The sequence below is a fragment of the Methanothermobacter sp. DP genome, from assembly GCF_026692625.1.
Lineage (GTDB): Archaea > Methanobacteriota > Methanobacteria > Methanobacteriales > Methanothermobacteraceae > Methanothermobacter > Methanothermobacter marburgensis.
Genome location: NZ_CP113501.1, coordinates 1,606,698 through 1,626,124, shown reverse-complemented (window position 1 = coordinate 1,626,124; position 19,427 = coordinate 1,606,698). Strand labels below are relative to the sequence as shown.

Genomic DNA, 19,427 nt, shown 5'->3' with positions numbered 1-19,427 from the left:
CCTAAAGACCTTCCTCTCTTGTTCTGACGGTGTAGGCGTTTTCCACCGGGCTTATGAATATTTTACCATCCCCGATTTTGCCTGTGTATCCGCTTTCACTGATAACCGAGACCACCTTCTCTGCATCAGCATCATCCACAACGATGAGGAGCATTGTCTTGGGTATCTCATCATAGTAGATTTCATCAAACCGTATACCCTTCTGCTTACCCCTCCCTATAACGTCCATCTTTGTGAGGGCCGGGAATCCTGCATCATCCAGAGCATCGGCCACCTCTTCAGACTTTTCTGGTCTTATTATCGCCCTTATCATCTTCATTTTTAACACCTAATCCAGAACCCCGTATTTTACAACGAGGTCCTCCATTTCATCCATCGTCATGGGTTCTGGTATTACGAAATCCTTGTTTTCAATTATTTTTCTTGCGAGTTCCCGGTATTCCTGTGACTGGTTGCATTCAGGGTCGAATTCTATGACAGACTTCTTGTTGAATTCTGCCTTCTGTACAATGTTGTCCCTTGGCACGAAGTGTATCATCTGTGTCCCTATTCTATCACAGAATTCTTCAAGGAGTTCCCTTTCGCCGTCAACGTTTCTGCTGTTGCATATTATCCCTCCAAGTCTGACTCCGCTCTGTCTGGCATATTTCACCATGCCCTTGCAGATGTTGTTGGCGGCATAGAGTGCCATCATTTCACCTGATGCCACAATGTATATTTCCTCTGCCTTTCCGTCTCTTACTGGCATTGCAAAGCCCCCGCATACCACATCCCCGAGAACGTCAAAGAATACAAAGTCCAGGTCATTTTCATAGACCCCGTGTCTCTCCATGAGGGTTATGGCGGTTATGACACCCCTGCCTGCGCATCCTACACCTGGTTCTGGGCCTCCTGATTCAACACACTTTATACCTCCAAATCCTGTTTCTATAACCTTATCTGGTGTGCATGCGCCCTCTCCAAGTTCACGCAGGGTGTCCATCATTGTTGTCTGCATTTTACCGCCCAGTATCAGGCGTGTACTGTCTGCCTTGGGGTCGCATCCATGGATCATGACGTTCTTTCCATGGAAGTAACTCATTGCCGCTGCAGTGTTCTGCTGTGTTGTGGATTTTCCGATTCCACCCTTACCATATATTGCAATTTTACGTACCATACACCAATCACCATCTCAGTCGGAAGTATGCTTCCTTCTTCCGACACTCTATTATTGGAGGATACCCTATTTAAATTTTTTGGTGCATGGGTGAAAATTATGCGCTCATCTACCTTAAACATGAACAGGAACCAAATCAAAAACAGAACCGGTGAAATATTTCAATGTGCTTTAAGTATCCATAAAAATGAACAGAAACCAGATCAAAAATTTTAAAATAAATAGAAATGGAGGGCCTGATTACTTTGAGGCCCTGTATTCCTTCACCTTTTCAAGGAGTCTCTCCAGGATCTCCCTGTCTGAGAGGAGGTCTGAGTCAACAACCTTCTTCATCCTTATGGGGACACCCTCCATACGGTAGGCTGTACCCTCAGCCTCCATACCCACAATGGCCGGTGGAATTATGATGTCGGCCAGCTCGGTTGTGGGGGTCCTGTGGGGCTCGATTGCAATGACCGGGATCTCAGCCATCCTCTCAAGTGCCCTCTGTGGGAAATGGGCACCAGGGTCAGAGGCTATGACCATCATTGCATCGGCCTCCTTATTCTGGAGAAGGTCGTTTGCCCCGGTCTCACCAGGGTTGTATCTTGGCTCCCCACCTGAGAAGTCAACACAGAATGGGTATCCGCTCTCCCATGTGCAGACCTGGTTGAAGCCTGTAACGTTGTAGTGTCCCCTCATTGGTATGAGGGTCCATTTGGCATAGTCATTGAGGTCCTGGACCAGCATAATGGCTGTGTCAATGTTCCTGTGCTTACCCCTGCTGTGGGTTATACCCATACCGAAGAAGAGTATACCGAACTGTGCCTTTTTGAGGGCCTCAACGGCCTCCTCGATCTGCTCTCTGGGTACACCTGCAACCTCATCGTAGAGGATCTCATTTCCAAGGAGGTATGCCCTCATTGCATCAAGGAGTTCATAGTCACGGTCAAAGTCCAGCTGAAGGTGTATGTCTGCAAGCTTTGCTGTGTCTGTCTTCCTGGGGTCAACAACTATGAGTGTCCTGTCTGATCTTCCCCTTTCCCTGAAGAATCCACGGGCAAATACGTTCCTTGACATGTGCCTTGGGTGGGCGTGCATTGGATTGCATCCCCAGTAGACAACAACGTCGGCCCTGTTCTTGACCTCACCGAAGGTACATATGGGGTAACCCACGTCCTGGAGCGCAAGCACTGATGGTCCGTGACAGACTGATGCTGTGTTGTCTATTACAGCACCTGCCTCCTCTGCAAGTTCCATTCCAACAGCCTGTGCTTCACACTCTGTACAGCTCCATCCGTACATTAGGGGCCTCTTTGATTCTGCAAGGACCTTTGCAGCCTTATCTATGGCCTCATCGTAGCTTACCTCGACGAATTCACCATTCTTCCTTATTAGTGGTTTGGTGTACCTCACTGCACCCTCTGCATGCACGAACTTGCTGTGACCTATCCTGCATGCGTTGATGGTTCCGACAATCTCGTTGTCCTCAACCTTACAGATGATGTCATCACAGAGGGTTCCGCAGAAGGGGCAGACCACATTTTTCACGTATTCCATGATAATTACCTCCAATTAGGGTTCTATGTGGCCGTTGCATCCGACAGCCGCATATACTATACCCTTAGCTCCCTTAATTGCGTGATCTCCTTCAAACTTGTAGTATGCTCCAGGGAAGGTTTCCCCTTTAACCTCTATGTCCTTTTCAACACCAAGGTACTTGAATCCTGGGAGGAATTCCTGTATCATTCCCTTTACGATTATTGTTCCACCGGCCATTTCGCCGCCTACCCTTGCAACAGCGTTGCCCTCGATGACTATGAGGCCGTTGTTCATGTGTATTCCTGGCATTATGTTGACGTCGCCCTTGATGATGATCTTGCCGCCGTTCATGTACTCTCCGATCTCGTTTCCGGCGTTTCCATGGACGGTTATGACACCGCCGCTCATACCTCTCCAGTCACCACGGTAGGATGATCCGACGTAGTCAGCCGCATTTCCAAGGATTTCGAGTTCTCCTCCCCTCATGTCCTGTCCGGCCCATGATGCTGCGTTGCCTTCCACTGTGATCTTGCCGCCCTTCATGCCGGCTCCGACGTACATGTTCACGTTACCCTTCACCAGGATTTCACCGGCTGTCATCTCCTGGCCTATCCTCTTGGTGTTGTATACATCACCGTCGATGATGATCTTGGTGTCTGCTGCGGACTCTGCTGATTCTCCACTGACCTCAAAGAAGTCTCCCAGCTTAACGACCTCGTTACCGTGCATTATCTGGATGTTTTTGATCTCGTCTATTGACTTTCCTGCGAATACATCGGGTTTGATGTTGGGTGCCTCGAGTGGCACTTCGGGCTGTTCCTTTGGAGTTAATATTATTTCACTCATAGCATCACCCCTTTAACTGGAGCGGATTTTGGCAGGTAATCGTCCTGCACAGGGTAGTTTGCAAAGTTAACAGAGTAGTACTGTTTGAATTTGCTCTCCACGTTGGCAAAGACCTCACTGTAGATTGACTCATCAACCTGGGTGTCAACCCAGTAGGTTCTTCCATGTGGTGAGGCCACTACTTCTCCGTCCTTAACCACTATTTCTCCATCCTTAAGGACGTATGCTGCCCTTGAGAATCCTTCCTCAATTGCCATGTAATCGACTGATGGGTCGACTGTTTCAGGGTTGATGTCGTATACTGCTATGTCTGCATCTGCACCGACTCCAAGGTGGCCCTTGGTTTCGCTGAGACCCAGGACCTTTGCAGATGTTGACCTTGTGATCTGGGCTATCTCTGAGAATGTGTATTCCCTGTCAACTGTTGCTATGGTACTCTTTCTCTGGGCCCACTTGTGGAGTTCTCCCTCGATGAGGTTCATCCTGTACTTGTTGCTCATGAGCCAGGCTATGACCCTTGGGTACCTTGTGAATGGTCCAGCGTTTGGACTGTCTGTTGTGAGACAGACCTTTCCTGGGTCGTCGATAAGCAGGAATAACTCCATACCTATTGCCCACTGGACAGCTGGGACAGGTGCCCTTGCTGAGTATATGAATGGGACGACACCTGAACCTGTTTCGAGTTCCACGTCACAGTTTGCCCATTTGAGGCCGTTGAGTGAGTGGAGGTCGTATTCCATTGGGCCGTCTGCTGTCATTGTTGTGGTCTCATCCAGGGTTATCTGACCAACGTCTATGACTATGTGGTCGTTTTTGTTGACGTAGTCTGCGATCTTTGGTGCCTCTGATACGAAGTCCCTCCAGGTGGTTCCACCGTAGCTGTGGAACTGGACGTGTGTAGCGTATAAAACTGTATCCCTTTCACCTGTTGCAGGGTTTGCCTTTATGTTCTTTGGCAGGTCGAAGGATGCGAGGGTTGTCTCATAGTTTCCTGGGTGTCCCAGGTCGTTACAGTGGAGGTGTATTGAGTGTGGTAGCTGGAGTTTCTCGTTAACCTCTGCGAGTCCCTTGATGATCTCTGCGGGTGTTATGTCGAAGTATGGGGCTGGGTCATAGATGCCGTGGACGTTTCCACCCCATCCCCAGGCCTCTGTACCTGCAGGGTTAACTATCTTTATTGCGTAACCCTTGGTTGCGTTTAGGAGCCATGAGGCATAGGCTGCGCATGCATCCACGTCTCCCTCCTTGAGGTACTCCATCACGAACCAGTTGTTACCGAAGAGTGGGTACGCTGCGTGGTCTATTATTGGTGTGTCGTGGAACTCCTCGTGGGTGTGCCTTGCAAGGAGTGGTGGCATGGCTGCCTCCATTGCGGTGGTGTAACCCATCTGGGCGTACCTGTAACCTGTCATGAAGGTTGATGGTACTGAGAAACCGCTTCCGGCTCTTCCTGCCTTGAACTTTTCAGCGTCCCTTCGGCTGTCTTCTGGCCTGTACATCCTTCCCACGTTGACCTTTGCACCGGCTATGTGGGAGTGTGGGTCGACACCTCCAGGCATCACAATTTTTCCAGATGCATCAATGACCTTGGCGGAGTCACTGACGCTCTCAACTATTTTACCATCCCTGACGCAGATGTCCATCTTCTCTCCATCGACGTTGTTAAGAGGACAGTAAACAAATCCGTTTTTGATTATGTATTCCATTTGAATCCTCCCGCTGAACTAATTAAATCTGACCTACCTTACCGTAGACCTTCATGAGGGTGGGCATGTCAGGAACCTCTTCATCGGTGGGTATGATCTCCACCGGTATGTTCTTAAAGCTGGGTGTTGCTGTTGAATCTGTATCCGGTCTTATGACCCTGTTGGCCCATGGGCCCATGGGTATGTAGACCATTCCATCAGGTAGTGGTTCCTTTGCTTCAACAGCCTTGACAACCACATCTCCATATTCTGATATGACCTTGACGTTGTCTCCTTCGTTTATTCCGAGCTGCTTCATCATGTCTGCGTTCATCTGAATTATTGCAGCTGCATCCACGTACATCTTAAGGTCCTTACCTGATTCTATGGCCTGTCCCTGCCATATTGTCCTTCCTGTATTGAGTATGACCATCATTCTAATTCCTCCAGCCTTATTGCATTCACAGGGCAGCTTTCAACACATGTACCGCATTTTCCGCACAGGTCAGGGTTTTTTATGTTTACAACCCCGTCCTCCACTATCATGATGATCTCAACATCATCTGTTGGGCCCTTTCCACCGGCGACTTCCGGGCTTCTTAGGGCGTTCACTGGACATGCGATCACACAGTTTCCGCATCCATGGCAGAGTTCAGGGTATGCCTTAAGTCCAATTGCCATCTGATTACCTCCATTTATTTGAGTAATGATTCAAAGGCGTTCTTCCATGCCTTTGATTTGATTGGAGTTGTATTTATTTTGCTCCTCTTAACCTCTATGGCGTTCACAGGACATGATCTCTCACATGCTCCACAGTATATGCAGAATCTCTCGTCCTTGTAGAGTTTGGTTGTTTTTTCACCGGGTTTCTCTGGTTTCGGGAATGAGAGAACGTTGCATGGGCATGCCATCACGCAGGTTTCACAGGCCTGGCATGTGTCCTGGTCGATTATCAGTTCTCCCTCGAATGGCTTAGTCACTGTTGCAGCATCAACCGGGCAGATCTCCTGGCACCAGCCACAGTTTACACAGAGCTCAGGGTCGATGTAGGATGTTCCTGTAACCTCAGGGACCTTTATCTCGTATTCACCGTATGGGCAGATCCTGCAGACCTGCATTATGGCGTCAACAGGGCAGATCCTCTTACATATTCCACAGTGAACACATTTGTCCTCGTCCACATTGATGTCGGTTGCAACGGTTGGGCTTGCTGAACTTGGTATCTGGTGTTCTATCTCTATGGCATCAACAGGACACATTTCCTCGCACATACCACAGTATATGCAGGTTTCCTTGTCTATTTCGATTTCTCCGGTTATTAGATCCTTCCTTTCTGGAAGTTCCCTTGTTATGGTTATGGCATCCTGTGGACATGCTGTTTCACATGCCTTGCACTGTATACATGTTTCATCATCAATTTCAGCTGATTTGAGGATTTTAGGATATTCTGCAAGTTCCTTTATGGATGTCCCATCAATCTGAAGGTCAAGAGCCTGGAATGGGCAGATTGAACTGCACATACCGCAGAGGACACATTTGTTCTCATCGATAAGTATCTTTGACTCATCCTGCTCTGTTCTGACCATTGCACCTGTTGGGTTAACCTCGATTGCACTGACCGGGCATATCTCGCCGCACAGTCCACACACAGCGCAGAGGCAATCCTGGAAGATCAACTTTCTGTTTTCTTCGCCGGTTCGCTCCACGGTAATATTCTTACCTTCAATTACTTCGGTCGTTTCCATCAATTTCTACCTCCTTTATTTCTATAGAATCAGTTGGACACATATCAACACATATGAGACACCCGCAGCACCATTCGGAATCCACATGTGCCTTGAGGTCTCGGAGGGTTATGGCCTTCATCAGGCATGTGTCCACACATAGCCCGCACCCAATACATGAGTTCCTGACGGTTCCCTGGAATTCCCTCTGCTGGCATGTATTCACTATCGTCCTTGTCATCTCTGTGTTCTGTGTAAGGGAGTGGGTGAGAAGAAGGAAATCCCTTGGACACATCTCTGTTATTATCCTTGCAATCTCTATTGACCTCCATGAGAGGTTTCTCCCGTTGAGGTAGTGAGAAACAGTTGATCTGTTTATCTTCAGAGCTTTGGCTATCTCTCTCTGTGAATGGCCCTGTTTTGTTAGGTTTACAGCTGCTATGTATTTGAGTCCAGAAACTATATGTTTCGGCATAGGGTCACCATGTGTGTTAATCACACATTTAGCCGCTATGTATATAATAATTTTCTACAAAAAACAAATAGAAAGATTTATATATGGGTGTGTTGTTAGCACACATTCCTGATCAGACACTAATAGAAAATACATAAAGGAGTGTGTTATCAGGGCCATCTCATCTGTGGCTAGCACGACAAACCCTGACCGGGGTGAACTTGAGTTCAGGCATCCCTGAAAGAGGGTCCCGGTCCCCCCCTGTGAGGACATTTGCAGGAGTATCTGCAAAGTGGAATGTCATGAAGACCACACCCTCCATCACCTCATCTGTAACCCTTGCCTTCACCCTGAGGGAGCCCCTCTCTGATGTGACCTCAACAGTATCCCCCTCTCTGACACCAATGGATGCGGCGTCAGCAGGGTTCATGAGAAGCTCCTCATGGTCTGAGAATGATTCCAGTTCCCTCACCCTTGCAGTCATGGACCTTGTATGGTACTGGTAGAGGTTCCGCCCCGTTACAAGGACCAGCGGATACTCCTCCGAGACCTCCCTGGACTCGTAACCAGGCATCAGAAACGAAGCCCTCCCTGTGGGTGTTGGGAATCCTTCCGAGTGAAGGTATCCTGTTCCAGCGTCCTCCTCTGATGTGCAGGGCCACTGTATCCCACCAGATTTCAGTCTTTCGTGGGAGATGCCAGCATATGAGGGTGCAAGTTCCCTTATCTCATCAAATATCCTGGAAGCTGATTCATAATTAAAGTCCTCCCTTCCCATCCTCTCTGCAATCATGCAGATTATCTGCCAGTCAGGCAGCGCATCCCCGGGGGCATCCAGCGCCTTTCTCAGAAGCTGAACCCTCCTCTCAGTGTTGGTGAATGTGCCTTCCTTCTCTGCAAAGGATGCTGCGGGCAGAACCACATCTGCAAGTTCAGCTGTCTCGGTGAGGAATATATCCTGTACCACAAGGAATTCAAGACCCTCAAGGGCCTCTCTGGTCTTTTCAATGTCAGGTTCGCTCAGAAGTGGGTTCTCACCCATTATGTACATGCACCTGATTTTCCCGTCTCTTGCGGCATCAAACATCTCAGGAAGTGTCATCCCTGCGGGGGGAATGGGTGAACTCCATTTCTCAGAGAATTTCCCTGCAGCCTCACCAATGTCCTGATACCCGGGGAGGAGGTCGGGGAGCGCCCCCATATCACAGGCCCCCTGAACGTTGTTCTGGCCCCTCAGCGGGTTGATGCCGCCTGATTTTATGCCGATGTTGCCTGTAAGAAGCGCCAGGTTGCTCAGTGCAAGCACATTGCCAGTCCCGTTAACGTGCTGGGTGATGCCCATTGAATATATTATGGATGCCGGGGAATTTGAGGCGTAAATTATTGCGGCTCTCCTTATGTCCTCAGCTTTAACGCCGGTTACCCTCTCCACCTCATCAATATCCAGGGCCATGACAGCGTCCCTGAATTCCTCAAATTTCTCTGTGCGGGACTCTATGAATTCACCGTCATGTAGGCCCTCCTCAAGTATGAAGCGGCACATTGCCATTAAAAGTGGGATGTCAGATCCTGGTCTGTTCTGCAGATGGATATCTGCAAGTTCAGATAACCGGGTTTTCCTTGGATCCACCACAACCAGCTTTGCACCTGACCTCAGGGCCCTGATTATACTGTAGGAGGTTACAGGGTGTGTCTCTGTTGGGTTGGTTCCCACCGCCAGTATACACCCGGCACCCTCCAGTTCAGATATGGAGTTGGTCATTGCACCGCTGCCCAGACTCATTCTGAGGGCTGTGAGTGAGGGGGCATGGCAGAGCCTTGCGCAGTGGTCAATGTTCCCTGACCCCATAACGGCCCTTGTGAACTTCTGCAGCAGATAGTTCTCCTCATTGGTGCACTTGGCAGATGCCACAGCCGCGAACTCTTCCCCAGTGTATTCAGAGAGCCTTTCGGCCACAACTGAAATGGCATCATCCCATTCTACCTCTACAAACCTTCCATCAACCTTTATAAGGGGTTTTTTGAGTCTCTCAGGACTGTTTACAAATTTGAGGGCGAACCTCCCCTTCACGCATAGCCTTCCCTGGTTAACAGGGCTATCAGGGACACCCCTTGAACTCACAACCCGGTTCCCCCTCACCCCAAGGTATATCTCGCAGCCGGCGCCGCAGTAGGGGCATACAGTCCTCACCTCGGTGGAGGGCCTCTCAGTCCTGGGTAGGAGGGCGCCCACCGGGCATGCCTCGACGCATTCACCGCATGAGACGCAGCTTGAATCAAGTATATCCCTGTCCATGAAGGTGGCTATCCTTGTGTCATGGCCCCTGTATGCAAAATCAACCGCCTCTGCACCCACCCCCCTGCAGACACGGACACATATGCCACAGAGGATGCACTTATCGTGGTCCCTCAGGAAAAACGGGTTGGATTCATCAGCCTCGAGCCCTGAAAGCTCAGGCCTCAGCCTCTCAAGGTCCCCATCAGATAGGTTGAGGTACGATGAAAGCTCCTGGAGTCTGCAGTCACCTGATGCGGGGCATGCAAGACAATCCCTGCTGTGGTCAGCTATTATCAGAGATAGAGTGGTTCTTCTGATCCTGTTTATCCTTTCAGACTCTGATATGAACTCAGAACCATCCTCTGCAAGTGTTTCACATGCCGTGACCAGACGCCCCTCGTTGTTCTCAACCAGACAGAGCCTGCAGCCCCCAAATGGTTCAATACCCTCCCTGAAACAGAGGTTCGGTATATAGATGCCGTTTGCAAGGGCTGCCTCGAGAACCGTCATCCCCCGGGCTGCCTCAACTTCCATTCCATCGATCCTGAATTTTACAGTCCCCTTCATGTTATCTTCAGCTAATTTTTTTATAGTGAAATTTATCCCCACATAAAATAAAGTTTATGAAGAGGTGAAAGTATGAGGATAGTAGAGATAACAGGCACCAAGGACACCGGCAAAACCGCCCTGGTTGAGAAAATCGTCAGGAAACTCGTGGATGGGGGTTACAGGGTTGCAACCCTCAAGCACACCCATGGGGGATTTGATTTTCCAGGTAAGGACACCGACAGGCACCGGAGGGCCGGTGCAGAGATAGTTGCAGGAACTGGAAGGGAAACCTTCTTCCTCATCCATCGGGCAATGGATCTCGATGAGGTTGTGGGTGTCCTTGAGATGCTGGATGACATCGACTTCCTTGTGGTTGAGGGCTTCAAGTCAATGGAGTATGCCAACATATCAACATCCACACCGGGAGAATTCACCCTGAAGGTTGTTGATCCATTCAAAATCGATGAAGTGGATGACCTGATTGAGCTCATAGAAAGAAGAAGCTACGGTCTCCTTCAGGACCTCAACTGCGGTAAGTGCGGCTTTGAATCATGCAGAGAGTTTGCAAAGGCAAAGGTTCAGGGCGAGGCAGATGGTACAGACTGTAAGAGCCAGCCTGATAGGGTTCTCCTCAGGATAAATGGAAAACCCGTCCCCCTGAACCCCTTCGTCCAGAACTTCATAGCAGGTACCGTTCTCGGCATGGTGGATGCCCTTGATACAGAAAGCCTTAAACATCAAAAGGTTGATCTCATCATAAAAAGACCAGAGTAATATCGGGGTAGAGAATGCAGGTCCATGATAACCACAGAAGACCGCTGGTATCACTGAGAATATCTGTAACGGGGCGCTGCAATGTCAGCTGTATCTACTGTCACCGGGACGGAATCGTGCGTTCAGAGGAGGAGATGAGCCCAGAGGATATAGAGAACATATGCAGGGTGGCCTCTGACCTTGGTGTGAAGAAAATAAGGCTTTCAGGTGGCGAGCCCCTCATAAGGGAAGATATTGTGGAGATAGTTGAGAGGATAGACAGTATCGGATTCAGGGATATCTCCATAACAACCAACGGGACCCTCCTTGAGGACCTCAGCGTCCCCCTGAGGGATGCCGGGCTTGACCGGGTCAATGTCAGCTTCGACACCCTCAAACCTGAAACCTACCGGTTCATAACCAGGAAGGACTACCTTGAGAGGGTTAAGGCGGGAATAGAAGGTGCCGTTATGGCCGGCCTCGACCCTGTCAAGATAAACATGGTGATACTGAGGGGTGTCAATCACCATGAGATATGGGACATGTTCGAGTTCTGCCGTCAGCAGGGCGCGGTGCTGCAGATAATAGAACTACTGAAAACCGACAGCTGCCCTGATAATGGGGTGGAGAGGTACCACTGCGACATAACCCCCATTGAGGCTGAACTGGCAGAGATGGCTGACCGTATAATGACAAGGAAGTTCATGCAGGACCGCAAGAAGTACTTCATCGGGGACGGGGAGGTGGAGGTTGTGAGGCCCATGGACAACACGAGGTTCTGTGCAAACTGTACAAGGCTGAGGGTAACCCCTGATGGGAAGCTTAAGCCATGCCTCCTCCGGAATGACAACCTGGTTGACACCAAGGAAGCCCTCAGCTCCGGTGACCTTGAGGGTCTCCGTGAACTCTTTCTTGAGGCCATCAGAAGAAGGTCCCCCTACTATCAGTCCTGATTGGCCGGGGAGTATGGCCCTGGAACCCTCAGAACAGCATCTCTCTTACATGTGTCGAGGCAGGACCCACACTTGAGGCAACTTTCCTGATCTATAACATGCACCTCATCCTTTGAACCCTCAATGGCGTCTGCAGGACATGTCTTCAGGCATGCCATGCATCCATCACATTTTTCCGCTTCTATGAGGTAGTGCATGAGCTGGCTGCATGATGCTGCGGTGCATTTTCCGTTTATGTGGTCATGGTATTCGTTTTCAAAGTACCTGAGTGTGGTTAGAACAGGGTTGGGGGATGTCTGGCCAAGGCCACAGAGGGAGGCTGCCCTGACGGTTTCTGCGATGTCCCTTAGAATCTCCGGGTCCTCCTCTCTTCCTGAGCCCTCAACTATATCATTGAGTATCATGAGCATCTGCCTTGTACCCACACGGCACGGGACACACTTTCCGCATGATTCCCGCTGAGTGAACTCAAGGAAGTACCTTGCAAGTTCAACCATGCATGTATGGTCAGATAAAACCACGAGGCCCCCTGAACCCATTATTGCGCCGGCAGATGTCAGTGAATCATAGTCTATGCCCGTGTCAACAAGTTCGGCCGGGAGGCATCCGCCTGATGGTCCCCCTATCTGGACGGCCTTGAGCTCACCGTCCCTTACACCCCCACCAATGTCATGGATGACCTCCCTCAGGCTTGTGCCCAGGGGGACCTCTATGAGCCCTGTTCTCCTCACATCTCCCACAAGGGAGAAGGTCTTGGTCCCGGGACTCCCCTCCGTTCCCAGGGTGTTGAAGTACTCTGGACCATGCTGCATTATCATTGAGACAGCTGCAAGTGTCTCCACATTGTTTATAACAGTTGGCTTCCCCCAAAGGCCGCTTGTTGTTGGGAATGGTGGTCTGGTACGGGGCATCCCCCTTTTACCCTCAATGGATGCTATGAGGGCTGTCTCCTCTCCACATACAAATGCCCCTGCCCCCTCCTTTATCCTTATATCAAGGCTGAAGCCCGAGTCAAGGATGTCCTCCCCTAGGAGTCCAAGATCCCGGAGGTCAGATATTGCGGTTCTGAGTCTTTCAAGGGCAAGGGGGTACTCTGCCCTGCAGTAGATGTAGGCCTCCTCTGCACCCACAGCATATGATGCTATGAGTATCCCCTCCAGGAGGGAGTGGGGGTCCCCCTCTATGAGTGAACGGTTCATGAAGGCACCCGGGTCGCCCTCGTCGGCGTTGCATACCAGGTACTTCACATCGGATTCCTCCTGGCGGCAGAGGCTCCACTTGAGCCAGGTGGGGAATCCTGCCCCCCCACGGCCCCTGAGTCCGGAATCCTTAACCTCTTCAATGATATCCTCAGGTTTCATCTCCAGTGCCCTGAGGAGCCCCCGGTATCCTCCTGTCGCCAGGTAATGATTGATGTTCTCAGGGTCTATGAGACCGCATCTTCTGAGTATCCTCCTTGACTGTTTCTCCATGAAGTCAATGCTGTAGGAGGGTTCAAATGAGTCACCATTGAAGGCCACATTAAGAGAGCCAATGGCTGAGAATTCCTCACCATCAGCAAGCTCCTGAATTATCCTCTTTGCAAGTCTCCTGTTCACTGGTCCATAGATGGCGCCACGGGTATCACCGTTGAATACGGTAACCATGGGTTCGGCGTAGCAGAGGCCCATGCATCCGGTGTGTACAATGCTGCATTCAACTGAGAGCTCAGAAGCCCTCTCAAGCAATACCCTCTCTATTTCATGAGCCCCCGCGGATCTTCCACAGGTTGCTGAACCCAGGAATATCACCGGTTCGTCCCTGAAGAGGGACATGTATTCATCCAGTGCCCTTCCTGCAGTATCTTCAAACATTTTAAACACTCTAAGACTTTTTTGGGAAAATTTTGCTTACCCTTGATGGCTTTATGCGTGATACAACCTCATCGTTCACCATGGCACATGGAGCCAGGGAGCAGCAGCCGATGCATCCCACAGATTCCAGGGAGTACTCCATATCCTCTGTGACGTCCCCCTCACCGATGCCAAGGTGCCTCTCAAGGGCATCCAGAACCTGTTCGGCCCCGCTTACATGGCACGCTGTTCCGGTGCAGACCATTATGTGTTTTCTTCCCTTTGGTTTGAACCTGAACTGGGCATAAAAGGTTGCAACCCCGTATACATGTGTTTTACTGACCCCTGTGAAACCAGCAACCTCCTCCAGGGCATGCTCCGGCAGATAGCCGTAGACATCCTGAATATCCTGGAGGATGGGTATGATCTCTGAGGCATGGCCTGTGTAGCCAGAGAATATCCTCTCCAATTCCTTATCCATCAGAAACCTCCACTTAAATGTGAGATCCATTTTAGTGTCGCATTCATATTAATTAGGATGAATGATTAAACATCTGTTTAACTGTTAAACCAGGGGGAATATATGTTTTTAGATGATAGGTGGTGGATGAATGTCACTTTACAGAGAGGTTGAGGCGTTCCGTGTGGATGACGAGATGCGGAGGGTCCCTGAAAGAATCGTGAATGACCTTGAGGTGCGTATAAGGATAAATGGGGGTCTGGAGCAGCGCTTCACTGCAAGTCCCGCTGCCCTTAAGGAATTCGCAACAGGTTACCTTCTCGGCGAGGGACTCGTGGACTCGGTGGATGATATAAGATCCATGGATATCACAGAGAACCTCATCGACGTTGAGATAGAATCAGAGGACCTTGAGATAAGGCGTGAGCTTGTTATGGGCTCTGATTGCTTCGGTGGATGGAGGCAGAGGGTTGAGATGGTGGAACCAGTTGACTCAGACTTCAGGGTGAGGGCTGAGGACATATTCGATGCATTCAGGCGTATGGTGAAGGCAGCAACCGTGTGGAGGCTGACTGGAGGTACGCATGTTGCCGCCCTTGTGACCGGGGATGAATTCAGGGTGTTTGAGGATGTTAGCAGACATGTGGCGGTTGATAAGGTCCTGGGCTCCGGGGCCATGGACGGTGTTAACTTCTCCAGGAGCTTCATGGTCTACAGTGGCAGGATGCCCGCGGATATGCTTATAAAGGTTGTGCGTGCCGGGGTTCCCATCATAGCATCGAACGCCGCCCCAACATCATCAGGGTATGAGGCTGCAAGGAAGACTGGTCTTACAATGCTGGGATTTGTAAGGGGCAGAAGGTTCAACATATACAGCCACCCTGAGAGGATAATACTTGATTAGGACATTTTCCATTGAATTCTGAGCTTTTCGGATGCTAAAAACATAATTTTATTCAAACACGCTGTGCCTCTCGTTGAGGTCCTCCTCCCTCTTATCAAGCCTGTGCATGAGTTCAGCTATGAGGCCGTCCAGAAAGACGAGGGCTGATATCTCAAATAGTGTACCCAGTGGTGTCCTTGAGTGATGGTTACCCCTTATCTGCCTCTTCATGTAGTTCTTCTCACCATCAATCTTTGTCCTGCCCCTCACGGTTACAGTGAGGTCAGCTATCCCTCCAAGTTCTGATTCTGGATGTGAGGTTACAGCAACGACCCTGGCACCCCTCTCCCTAGCTATCCTGGCAGCGTTGACTATGTAGCTTGTCCTCCCTGAACCTGATATTGCAATCAGCGCATCACCCTCATTTATTGCGGGTGTTATGGTCTCACCCACCACGAAGACGTTTATCTCAAGGTGCATGAGTCTCATGGCGAAGGCCTTTGCAACGAGTCCCGACCTCCCCAGTCCAAGCACGAAGACGTTTCCTGCGGATGTGAGGGTGTCTATGAATCTATCAACTGTTTCGGCGTTAATCTCCCTTTCCATCTTCTCCAGATTATCCACTATATCCCTGATGGCCTCTCTCATTATCATTGCAACACCTGTAATCTAATATATGGATCATGAGATATAAAAGAGTAAAAAATAATTCCAGCCTAGCTGCCCCCATGCTACTGGCGGATGATGTTAGGGGGTGGAAATTCACCCAGATTAGAGGTATCCCCATGGATATTGAACCCCTCCCTGGAATGAAGATCAACGGCCATGAACTGGATCACAGATTCCTTGAGACCCTCCGTGTAATCGGGAAAACCTTCTCCCAGAGGAAGGCCGCAAGGATACTTGGTGTGACACCACAGGTTTTAAACAGGAGGATTCTGAGGTCGGAATCTCTCCTGGGTGTTAAACTCGTAAAAAGCAGTGGTGCGGGATCAGAACTCACACCAGAGGGTATGGAGATCCTCAGAACCTACATGCATCACCTGAAAGTCCTCAGTGGTTCAGGGAGGCTCATGGTCGCGGCGGGTTATGTCTCATCAAACCTTGCCGAGGTCCTCATTGAGAGGTTCGGAGTGGAGGCATCCCTCTTTTCATGCTGTGATGATGACCTCTTCCACCTTGCGGAAAGAAGCATGCTTGATGTGATCTTCCTTGACGATCCCCTGCAGGCCTACCAGAGGGGTCTCGATTTCTTACCGGTTGCATATGATCACCTGGTGCTTGTGGGTGGCGATGCAATGACCATGGGAGAACTTGATGGCTCATTATTCGTTGGCGTTGAAGGTTCAGCCCAGAGGCTGGCCTGGGAGGTGCTCTCAGATTCCGGTGTCAGTTTTGAAATTGTGAGGGAGGTCCGGTCCCCATACCATGCACACAGGATAGTAAAGAGCGAGCAGGAACTCAGGACATTCCTCAGTGCAAGCCAGTTCAGTGGCTCTGAAATCCTCAGGAATGAGACCAGGCATGTTATAAGCGCCGTGGTCTGCCGGGAAAGTGAAAGGGTTGAGGAATTCATGGATCTCATAAGGGGGGAGGGCCAGGAGGCTGTGCTGGAGGCGGGTTTTGAACCGCTACACTGATCTGTTTAACGAATAATCAATGATGTTATAAGTCGCCGTGGCAGAGTTAATTTATATTCAGGGTGATTCCATGAATGAAGACAGAGACCTTCTTGCTGTTGGACATACCGCCTTTGACTACATAATACAGCTTGATAAATTTCCCGAACCCAACTCATCAACGGCCATAAGGAAGATGAGGAACCTTCATGGTGGAGCGGCCGCCAACGTCGCCCTTGTTGGGTCAAAGCTTGGGCTCAGAACATCACTTGTATCAGCCGTTGGAGGCGACTTTGAGGGATCAGAGTACAGGAGGCTCCTTGAGGCCAGCGGCATAGATATAAGTTCAATTATTGTGGTGAAAGCTGAAACAACACCAACCGCCTTTGTGATGACAGATGCCGAGCACAACCAGATAAGCTACTTCTACTGGGGTGCCGCGGCGCACTTCAGGGAGAGCGAGATCCCCCAGAGGGCCATAGAATCTGCCAGGGCGGTCCACCTTGCAACCGGAGACCCCTCCTTTAACTGCAGGTGCGGTGAATTCGCAAGGTCACTGGGGAAGATCATATCCTTCGATCCGGGACAGGACCTCCACATGTACTCCAGGAGCCAGCTTGAGAGGGCTGTGGGGGTATGCAACATCCTCTTCGGCAACCACCACGAGGTAGACCGCATATGCTCCAGACTGGAGGTTGATGTTGATGGCCTCATAGAGATGGGCCCGGATGTTGTGGTTAAGACCTACGGCAGGGATGGAAGTGTTATATATGCCGATGATGTGATTGAAATCGATGCAATACCCAGGGAGGCTGCCGATCCCACAGGTGCCGGTGACTCCTACAGGGCAGGGTTCATGAGGGCCTACCTTGCCGGTGCAGATCTCATGAACTGTGGCAGGTTTGCAGCGGCAGTTGCATCCTTCATAGTCGAGGAGGAGGGTACCCAGACAAACATTCCAGATCTGGAAGCTGCTGTGAGACGCTTTAAGAGGCACTGGGGCTATGAACCCCCGATATAATCTAGTAGAACAGACACCCCTTGGTTCATATAAAGTATGAATGTTACAATATTCTGGATCCCCACATGGCGGAGCTATCAAATATAATTATGACTGATAAGTATGAATGTTACAATATTCTGGATCCCCACATGGCGGAGCTATCAAATATAATTATGAGTGATAAGTATGAATGTTACAATATTCTGGATCCCCTGACATCGGAGGCCATGAATTTTTATTAAGAAAATTAAAACCCCATAGTTTTTATAACTGGATTGGACCAATATAAGATGCGCATGAATCTCATTCCAGCTGATCCCAATCATACCCGCACGGGTTAAAGGGTCAAACCAGACGGTGATTGTATGACTCAAATGGATGAAGCTAAAAAAGGTGTTATAACAGAAGAAATGAAGGCGGTGGCAGAGGCGGAGAATGTCACCCCAGAATTCATAAGAAGAGGAGTTGCCAGTGGAAGAATAGCCATCCCCAGCAACCTGAACAGGGACGATGTTGCCCCGGTAGGTATAGGTGAGGGTTTAAGGACCAAGGTCAACGCCACCATAGGGACATCCACCGACATCGTGGACTTCGAAATGGAGGAGGAGAAGGCCCGTGTTGCCATTGAAAACAAGGCCGACACCCTCATGGAGCTATCAGTGGGGGGGGACCTCAATGAGATAAGGAGGCGTATCCTGGACCTTTCACCCATACCCGTTGGAAGTGTGCCCGTGTATCAGGCAGCCATTGAGACCATAAGGAAGGAGGGCGCTGCCATCTACATGGACGAGGACGTCATGTTCAAAGCCATTGAGAAGCAGGCAAAGGATGGTATAGACTTCATGGCCATCCACTGCAGTGTCAACAGGGAAACCCTCAGGAGGCTCAAGAGGCAGGGCCGTGAGGGTGGCCTTGTGAGCAGGGGAGGAGCCTTCGTATCGGCCTGGATGGTTGAAAACGGACTGGAAAACCCCCTCTATGAGAACTTCGATTACATACTTGAGATAGCCAAGGAACACGACTTTGTCATGTCAATGGCCAACGCAATGAGGGCCGGTGCCATTGCAGACTCAACCGACCGTGCCCAGGTCCAGGAACTCATAGTGCTGGGTGAACTCATCGACAGGGCCAGGGAGGCCGGTGTCCAGACCATCGTTGAGGGCCCGGGCCACATACCCCTCAATGAGATAAAGGCCAATGTCATACTCCAGAAGAAACTCTGCCGTGGAGCCCCATTCTACATGCTGGGACCGATAGTCACCGATATAGGGGCAGGCTATGACCACATAGTCTCATCAATAGGCGCCGCTGCATCTGCGGCTGCAGGTGCGGACTTCATCTGCTATGTTACACCTGCAGAACACCTTGCACTCCCCTACCCTGATGATGTTAAGGAGGGGGTCATTGCAACAAGGATCGGGGCCTACGTGGGTGACATGGCAAAGGGAATCCACAGTGGAGAGAAGGACCTTGAAATGGCCAACGCCCGTAAGAAGCTCAACTGGGAGGCCCAGTTCGATGCAGCCATGTGCCCTGCAGAGGCAAGGCGCATAAGGGACGAGCGTCCACCTGAGGATCCAGACACCTGCACCATGTGTGGTGAGTACTGCGCTGTTAAGATTGTCAACGAGTGGCTTGACAGTGCAGATACCAGGATCTTCGACTGAACCCCACTCCTTTTTTAGAGAAGAATTAATATATTTTGAAGTTC

General features: G+C 50.2%; 19 protein-coding genes. 6 read left to right on the top strand and 13 right to left on the bottom strand.

The window, feature by feature from the left end; all coding sequences use genetic code 11:
• Position 1 precedes the first annotated feature (1 nt).
• The 10 genes from OXN82_RS08705 to fdhF all read right to left on the bottom strand — a co-directional run bounded on the left by OXN82_RS08705 (position 2) and on the right by fdhF (position 10,231).
• Entirely contained in the window at positions 2-319 is a 318-nt protein-coding gene (locus tag OXN82_RS08705; RefSeq protein WP_321211425.1) for a P-II family nitrogen regulator, read from the bottom strand.
• Between the two features lie 9 nt (positions 320-328).
• Positions 329-1,156 (bottom strand): nitrogenase iron protein, encoded by an 828-nt coding sequence (gene nifH / locus OXN82_RS08700; protein WP_237778980.1) that lies wholly within the window; start codon positions 1,154-1,156, stop codon positions 329-331.
• 240 nt (positions 1,157-1,396) lie between these two features.
• A complete protein-coding gene (locus OXN82_RS08695) occupies positions 1,397-2,698 on the bottom strand; it encodes a formylmethanofuran dehydrogenase subunit B (protein ID WP_321212183.1) in 1,302 nt (433 codons plus the stop codon).
• Between the two features lie 12 nt (positions 2,699-2,710).
• Positions 2,711-3,523: a tungsten-dependent formylmethanofuran dehydrogenase subunit FwdC gene (gene fwdC, locus OXN82_RS08690; RefSeq protein WP_321211424.1), complete on the bottom strand. Its 813-nt coding sequence runs from the start codon at positions 3,521-3,523 to the stop codon at positions 2,711-2,713.
• Complete coding sequence (gene fwdA, locus OXN82_RS08685; protein ID WP_321211423.1) at positions 3,520-5,229, bottom strand: tungsten-dependent formylmethanofuran dehydrogenase subunit FwdA; 1,710 nt, start codon at positions 5,227-5,229, stop codon at positions 3,520-3,522. Before fwdA ends, fwdC begins: the two co-directional genes overlap by 4 nt.
• A 22-nt stretch (positions 5,230-5,251) precedes the next feature.
• Positions 5,252-5,644 carry a tungsten-dependent formylmethanofuran dehydrogenase subunit FwdD gene (gene fwdD, locus OXN82_RS08680; protein ID WP_160323144.1) on the bottom strand — a complete coding sequence of 131 codons (393 nt, stop codon included), beginning with the start codon at positions 5,642-5,644 and terminating at the stop codon, positions 5,252-5,254.
• Positions 5,641-5,889, bottom strand: a complete 249-nt coding sequence (locus OXN82_RS08675; protein WP_237778985.1) for a 4Fe-4S binding protein — start codon at positions 5,887-5,889, stop codon at positions 5,641-5,643. The genes fwdD and OXN82_RS08675 overlap by 4 nt, the downstream gene beginning before the upstream one ends.
• Positions 5,890-5,903: 14 nt before the next feature.
• The gene (gene fwdF / locus OXN82_RS08670; RefSeq protein WP_321211422.1) at positions 5,904-6,953 is read right to left on the bottom strand and encodes a tungsten-dependent formylmethanofuran dehydrogenase subunit FwdF; all 1,050 of its coding nucleotides are present in this window, start codon (positions 6,951-6,953) and stop codon (positions 5,904-5,906) included.
• The gene (locus OXN82_RS08665) at positions 6,931-7,407 is read right to left on the bottom strand and encodes a 4Fe-4S binding protein (RefSeq protein WP_321211421.1); all 477 of its coding nucleotides are present in this window, start codon (positions 7,405-7,407) and stop codon (positions 6,931-6,933) included. The genes fwdF and OXN82_RS08665 overlap by 23 nt, the downstream gene beginning before the upstream one ends.
• A gap of 160 nt (positions 7,408-7,567) precedes the next feature.
• Positions 7,568-10,231, bottom strand: a complete 2,664-nt coding sequence (gene fdhF, locus OXN82_RS08660; protein ID WP_321211420.1) for a formate dehydrogenase subunit alpha — start codon at positions 10,229-10,231, stop codon at positions 7,568-7,570.
• Positions 10,232-10,303: 72 nt separating this feature from the next.
• On the opposite strand from fdhF, the gene mobB reads away from it, so the two are divergent.
• Complete coding sequence (gene mobB / locus OXN82_RS08655) at positions 10,304-10,987, top strand: molybdopterin-guanine dinucleotide biosynthesis protein B (RefSeq protein ID WP_321211419.1); 684 nt, start codon at positions 10,304-10,306, stop codon at positions 10,985-10,987.
• 14 nt (positions 10,988-11,001) lie between these two features.
• Positions 11,002-11,919 carry a GTP 3',8-cyclase MoaA gene (moaA, locus tag OXN82_RS08650; RefSeq protein WP_147671256.1) on the top strand — a complete coding sequence of 306 codons (918 nt, stop codon included), beginning with the start codon at positions 11,002-11,004 and terminating at the stop codon, positions 11,917-11,919.
• On the opposite strand, the gene OXN82_RS08645 is transcribed toward moaA, so the two are convergent.
• Both OXN82_RS08645 and nuoE read right to left on the bottom strand, forming a co-directional pair.
• Positions 11,910-13,772 carry an NADH-quinone oxidoreductase subunit NuoF gene (locus OXN82_RS08645; RefSeq protein WP_321211418.1) on the bottom strand — a complete coding sequence of 621 codons (1,863 nt, stop codon included), beginning with the start codon at positions 13,770-13,772 and terminating at the stop codon, positions 11,910-11,912. The two genes, moaA and OXN82_RS08645, sit on opposite strands and share 10 nt — an antisense overlap.
• Positions 13,773-13,782: 10 nt before the next feature.
• On the bottom strand, positions 13,783-14,232 hold the full coding sequence (gene nuoE, locus OXN82_RS08640; RefSeq protein WP_147671257.1) for an NADH-quinone oxidoreductase subunit NuoE: 450 nt from the start codon (positions 14,230-14,232) through the stop codon (positions 13,783-13,785).
• Positions 14,233-14,362: 130 nt separating this feature from the next.
• Here nuoE and fdhD point away from each other — a divergent pair, with 130 nt between their 5' ends.
• Positions 14,363-15,115, top strand: a complete 753-nt coding sequence (fdhD, locus tag OXN82_RS08635) for a formate dehydrogenase accessory sulfurtransferase FdhD (RefSeq protein ID WP_321211417.1) — start codon at positions 14,363-14,365, stop codon at positions 15,113-15,115.
• A 48-nt stretch (positions 15,116-15,163) separates the two neighbouring features.
• On the opposite strand, the gene hxlB is transcribed toward fdhD, so the two are convergent.
• Entirely contained in the window at positions 15,164-15,748 is a 585-nt protein-coding gene (gene hxlB / locus OXN82_RS08630; RefSeq protein WP_321211416.1) for a 6-phospho-3-hexuloisomerase, read from the bottom strand.
• A 131-nt stretch (positions 15,749-15,879) separates the two neighbouring features.
• Between hxlB and OXN82_RS08625 the strand changes: the two genes are divergently transcribed.
• The 3 genes from OXN82_RS08625 to thiC all read left to right on the top strand — a co-directional run bounded on the left by OXN82_RS08625 (position 15,880) and on the right by thiC (position 19,383).
• On the top strand, positions 15,880-16,734 hold the full coding sequence (locus OXN82_RS08625) for a LysR family transcriptional regulator (RefSeq protein WP_321211415.1): 855 nt from the start codon (positions 15,880-15,882) through the stop codon (positions 16,732-16,734).
• Between the two features lie 70 nt (positions 16,735-16,804).
• Positions 16,805-17,734 (top strand): carbohydrate kinase family protein, encoded by a 930-nt coding sequence (locus OXN82_RS08620; RefSeq protein ID WP_321211414.1) that lies wholly within the window; start codon positions 16,805-16,807, stop codon positions 17,732-17,734.
• Positions 17,735-18,081: 347 nt separating this feature from the next.
• Positions 18,082-19,383 (top strand): phosphomethylpyrimidine synthase, encoded by a 1,302-nt coding sequence (gene thiC, locus OXN82_RS08615; RefSeq protein ID WP_321211413.1) that lies wholly within the window; start codon positions 18,082-18,084, stop codon positions 19,381-19,383.
• Positions 19,384-19,427: the final 44 nt, after the last annotated feature.

Excerpts from the sequence above, each read along its gene's own strand:
- thiC (WP_321211413.1), top strand. The coding sequence starts at position 18,082 with ATGACTCAAATGGATGAAGCTAAAAAAGGTGTTATAACAGAAGAAATG.
- fwdC (WP_321211424.1), bottom strand. The coding sequence starts at position 3,523 with ATGAGTGAAATAATATTAACTCCAAAGGAACAGCCCGAAGTGCCACTC.
- nifH (WP_237778980.1), bottom strand. The coding sequence starts at position 1,156 with ATGGTACGTAAAATTGCAATATATGGTAAGGGTGGAATCGGAAAATCC.
- hxlB (WP_321211416.1), bottom strand. The coding sequence starts at position 15,748 with ATGATAATGAGAGAGGCCATCAGGGATATAGTGGATAATCTGGAGAAG.
- OXN82_RS08625 (WP_321211415.1), top strand. The coding sequence starts at position 15,880 with ATGGATATTGAACCCCTCCCTGGAATGAAGATCAACGGCCATGAACTG.
- OXN82_RS08645 (WP_321211418.1), bottom strand. The coding sequence starts at position 13,772 with ATGTTTGAAGATACTGCAGGAAGGGCACTGGATGAATACATGTCCCTC.
- moaA (WP_147671256.1), top strand. The coding sequence starts at position 11,002 with ATGCAGGTCCATGATAACCACAGAAGACCGCTGGTATCACTGAGAATA.
- fwdA (WP_321211423.1), bottom strand. The coding sequence starts at position 5,229 with ATGGAATACATAATCAAAAACGGATTTGTTTACTGTCCTCTTAACAAC.
- fwdF (WP_321211422.1), bottom strand. The coding sequence starts at position 6,953 with ATGGAAACGACCGAAGTAATTGAAGGTAAGAATATTACCGTGGAGCGA.
- mobB (WP_321211419.1), top strand. The coding sequence starts at position 10,304 with ATGAGGATAGTAGAGATAACAGGCACCAAGGACACCGGCAAAACCGCC.
- nuoE (WP_147671257.1), bottom strand. The coding sequence starts at position 14,232 with ATGGATAAGGAATTGGAGAGGATATTCTCTGGCTACACAGGCCATGCC.
- OXN82_RS08620 (WP_321211414.1), top strand. The coding sequence starts at position 16,805 with ATGAATGAAGACAGAGACCTTCTTGCTGTTGGACATACCGCCTTTGAC.
- fwdD (WP_160323144.1), bottom strand. The coding sequence starts at position 5,644 with ATGATGGTCATACTCAATACAGGAAGGACAATATGGCAGGGACAGGCC.
- fdhD (WP_321211417.1), top strand. The coding sequence starts at position 14,363 with ATGTCACTTTACAGAGAGGTTGAGGCGTTCCGTGTGGATGACGAGATG.
- OXN82_RS08665 (WP_321211421.1), bottom strand. The coding sequence starts at position 7,407 with ATGCCGAAACATATAGTTTCTGGACTCAAATACATAGCAGCTGTAAAC.
- OXN82_RS08705 (WP_321211425.1), bottom strand. The coding sequence starts at position 319 with ATGAAGATGATAAGGGCGATAATAAGACCAGAAAAGTCTGAAGAGGTG.
- OXN82_RS08675 (WP_237778985.1), bottom strand. The coding sequence starts at position 5,889 with ATGGCAATTGGACTTAAGGCATACCCTGAACTCTGCCATGGATGCGGA.
- fdhF (WP_321211420.1), bottom strand. The coding sequence starts at position 10,231 with ATGAAGGGGACTGTAAAATTCAGGATCGATGGAATGGAAGTTGAGGCA.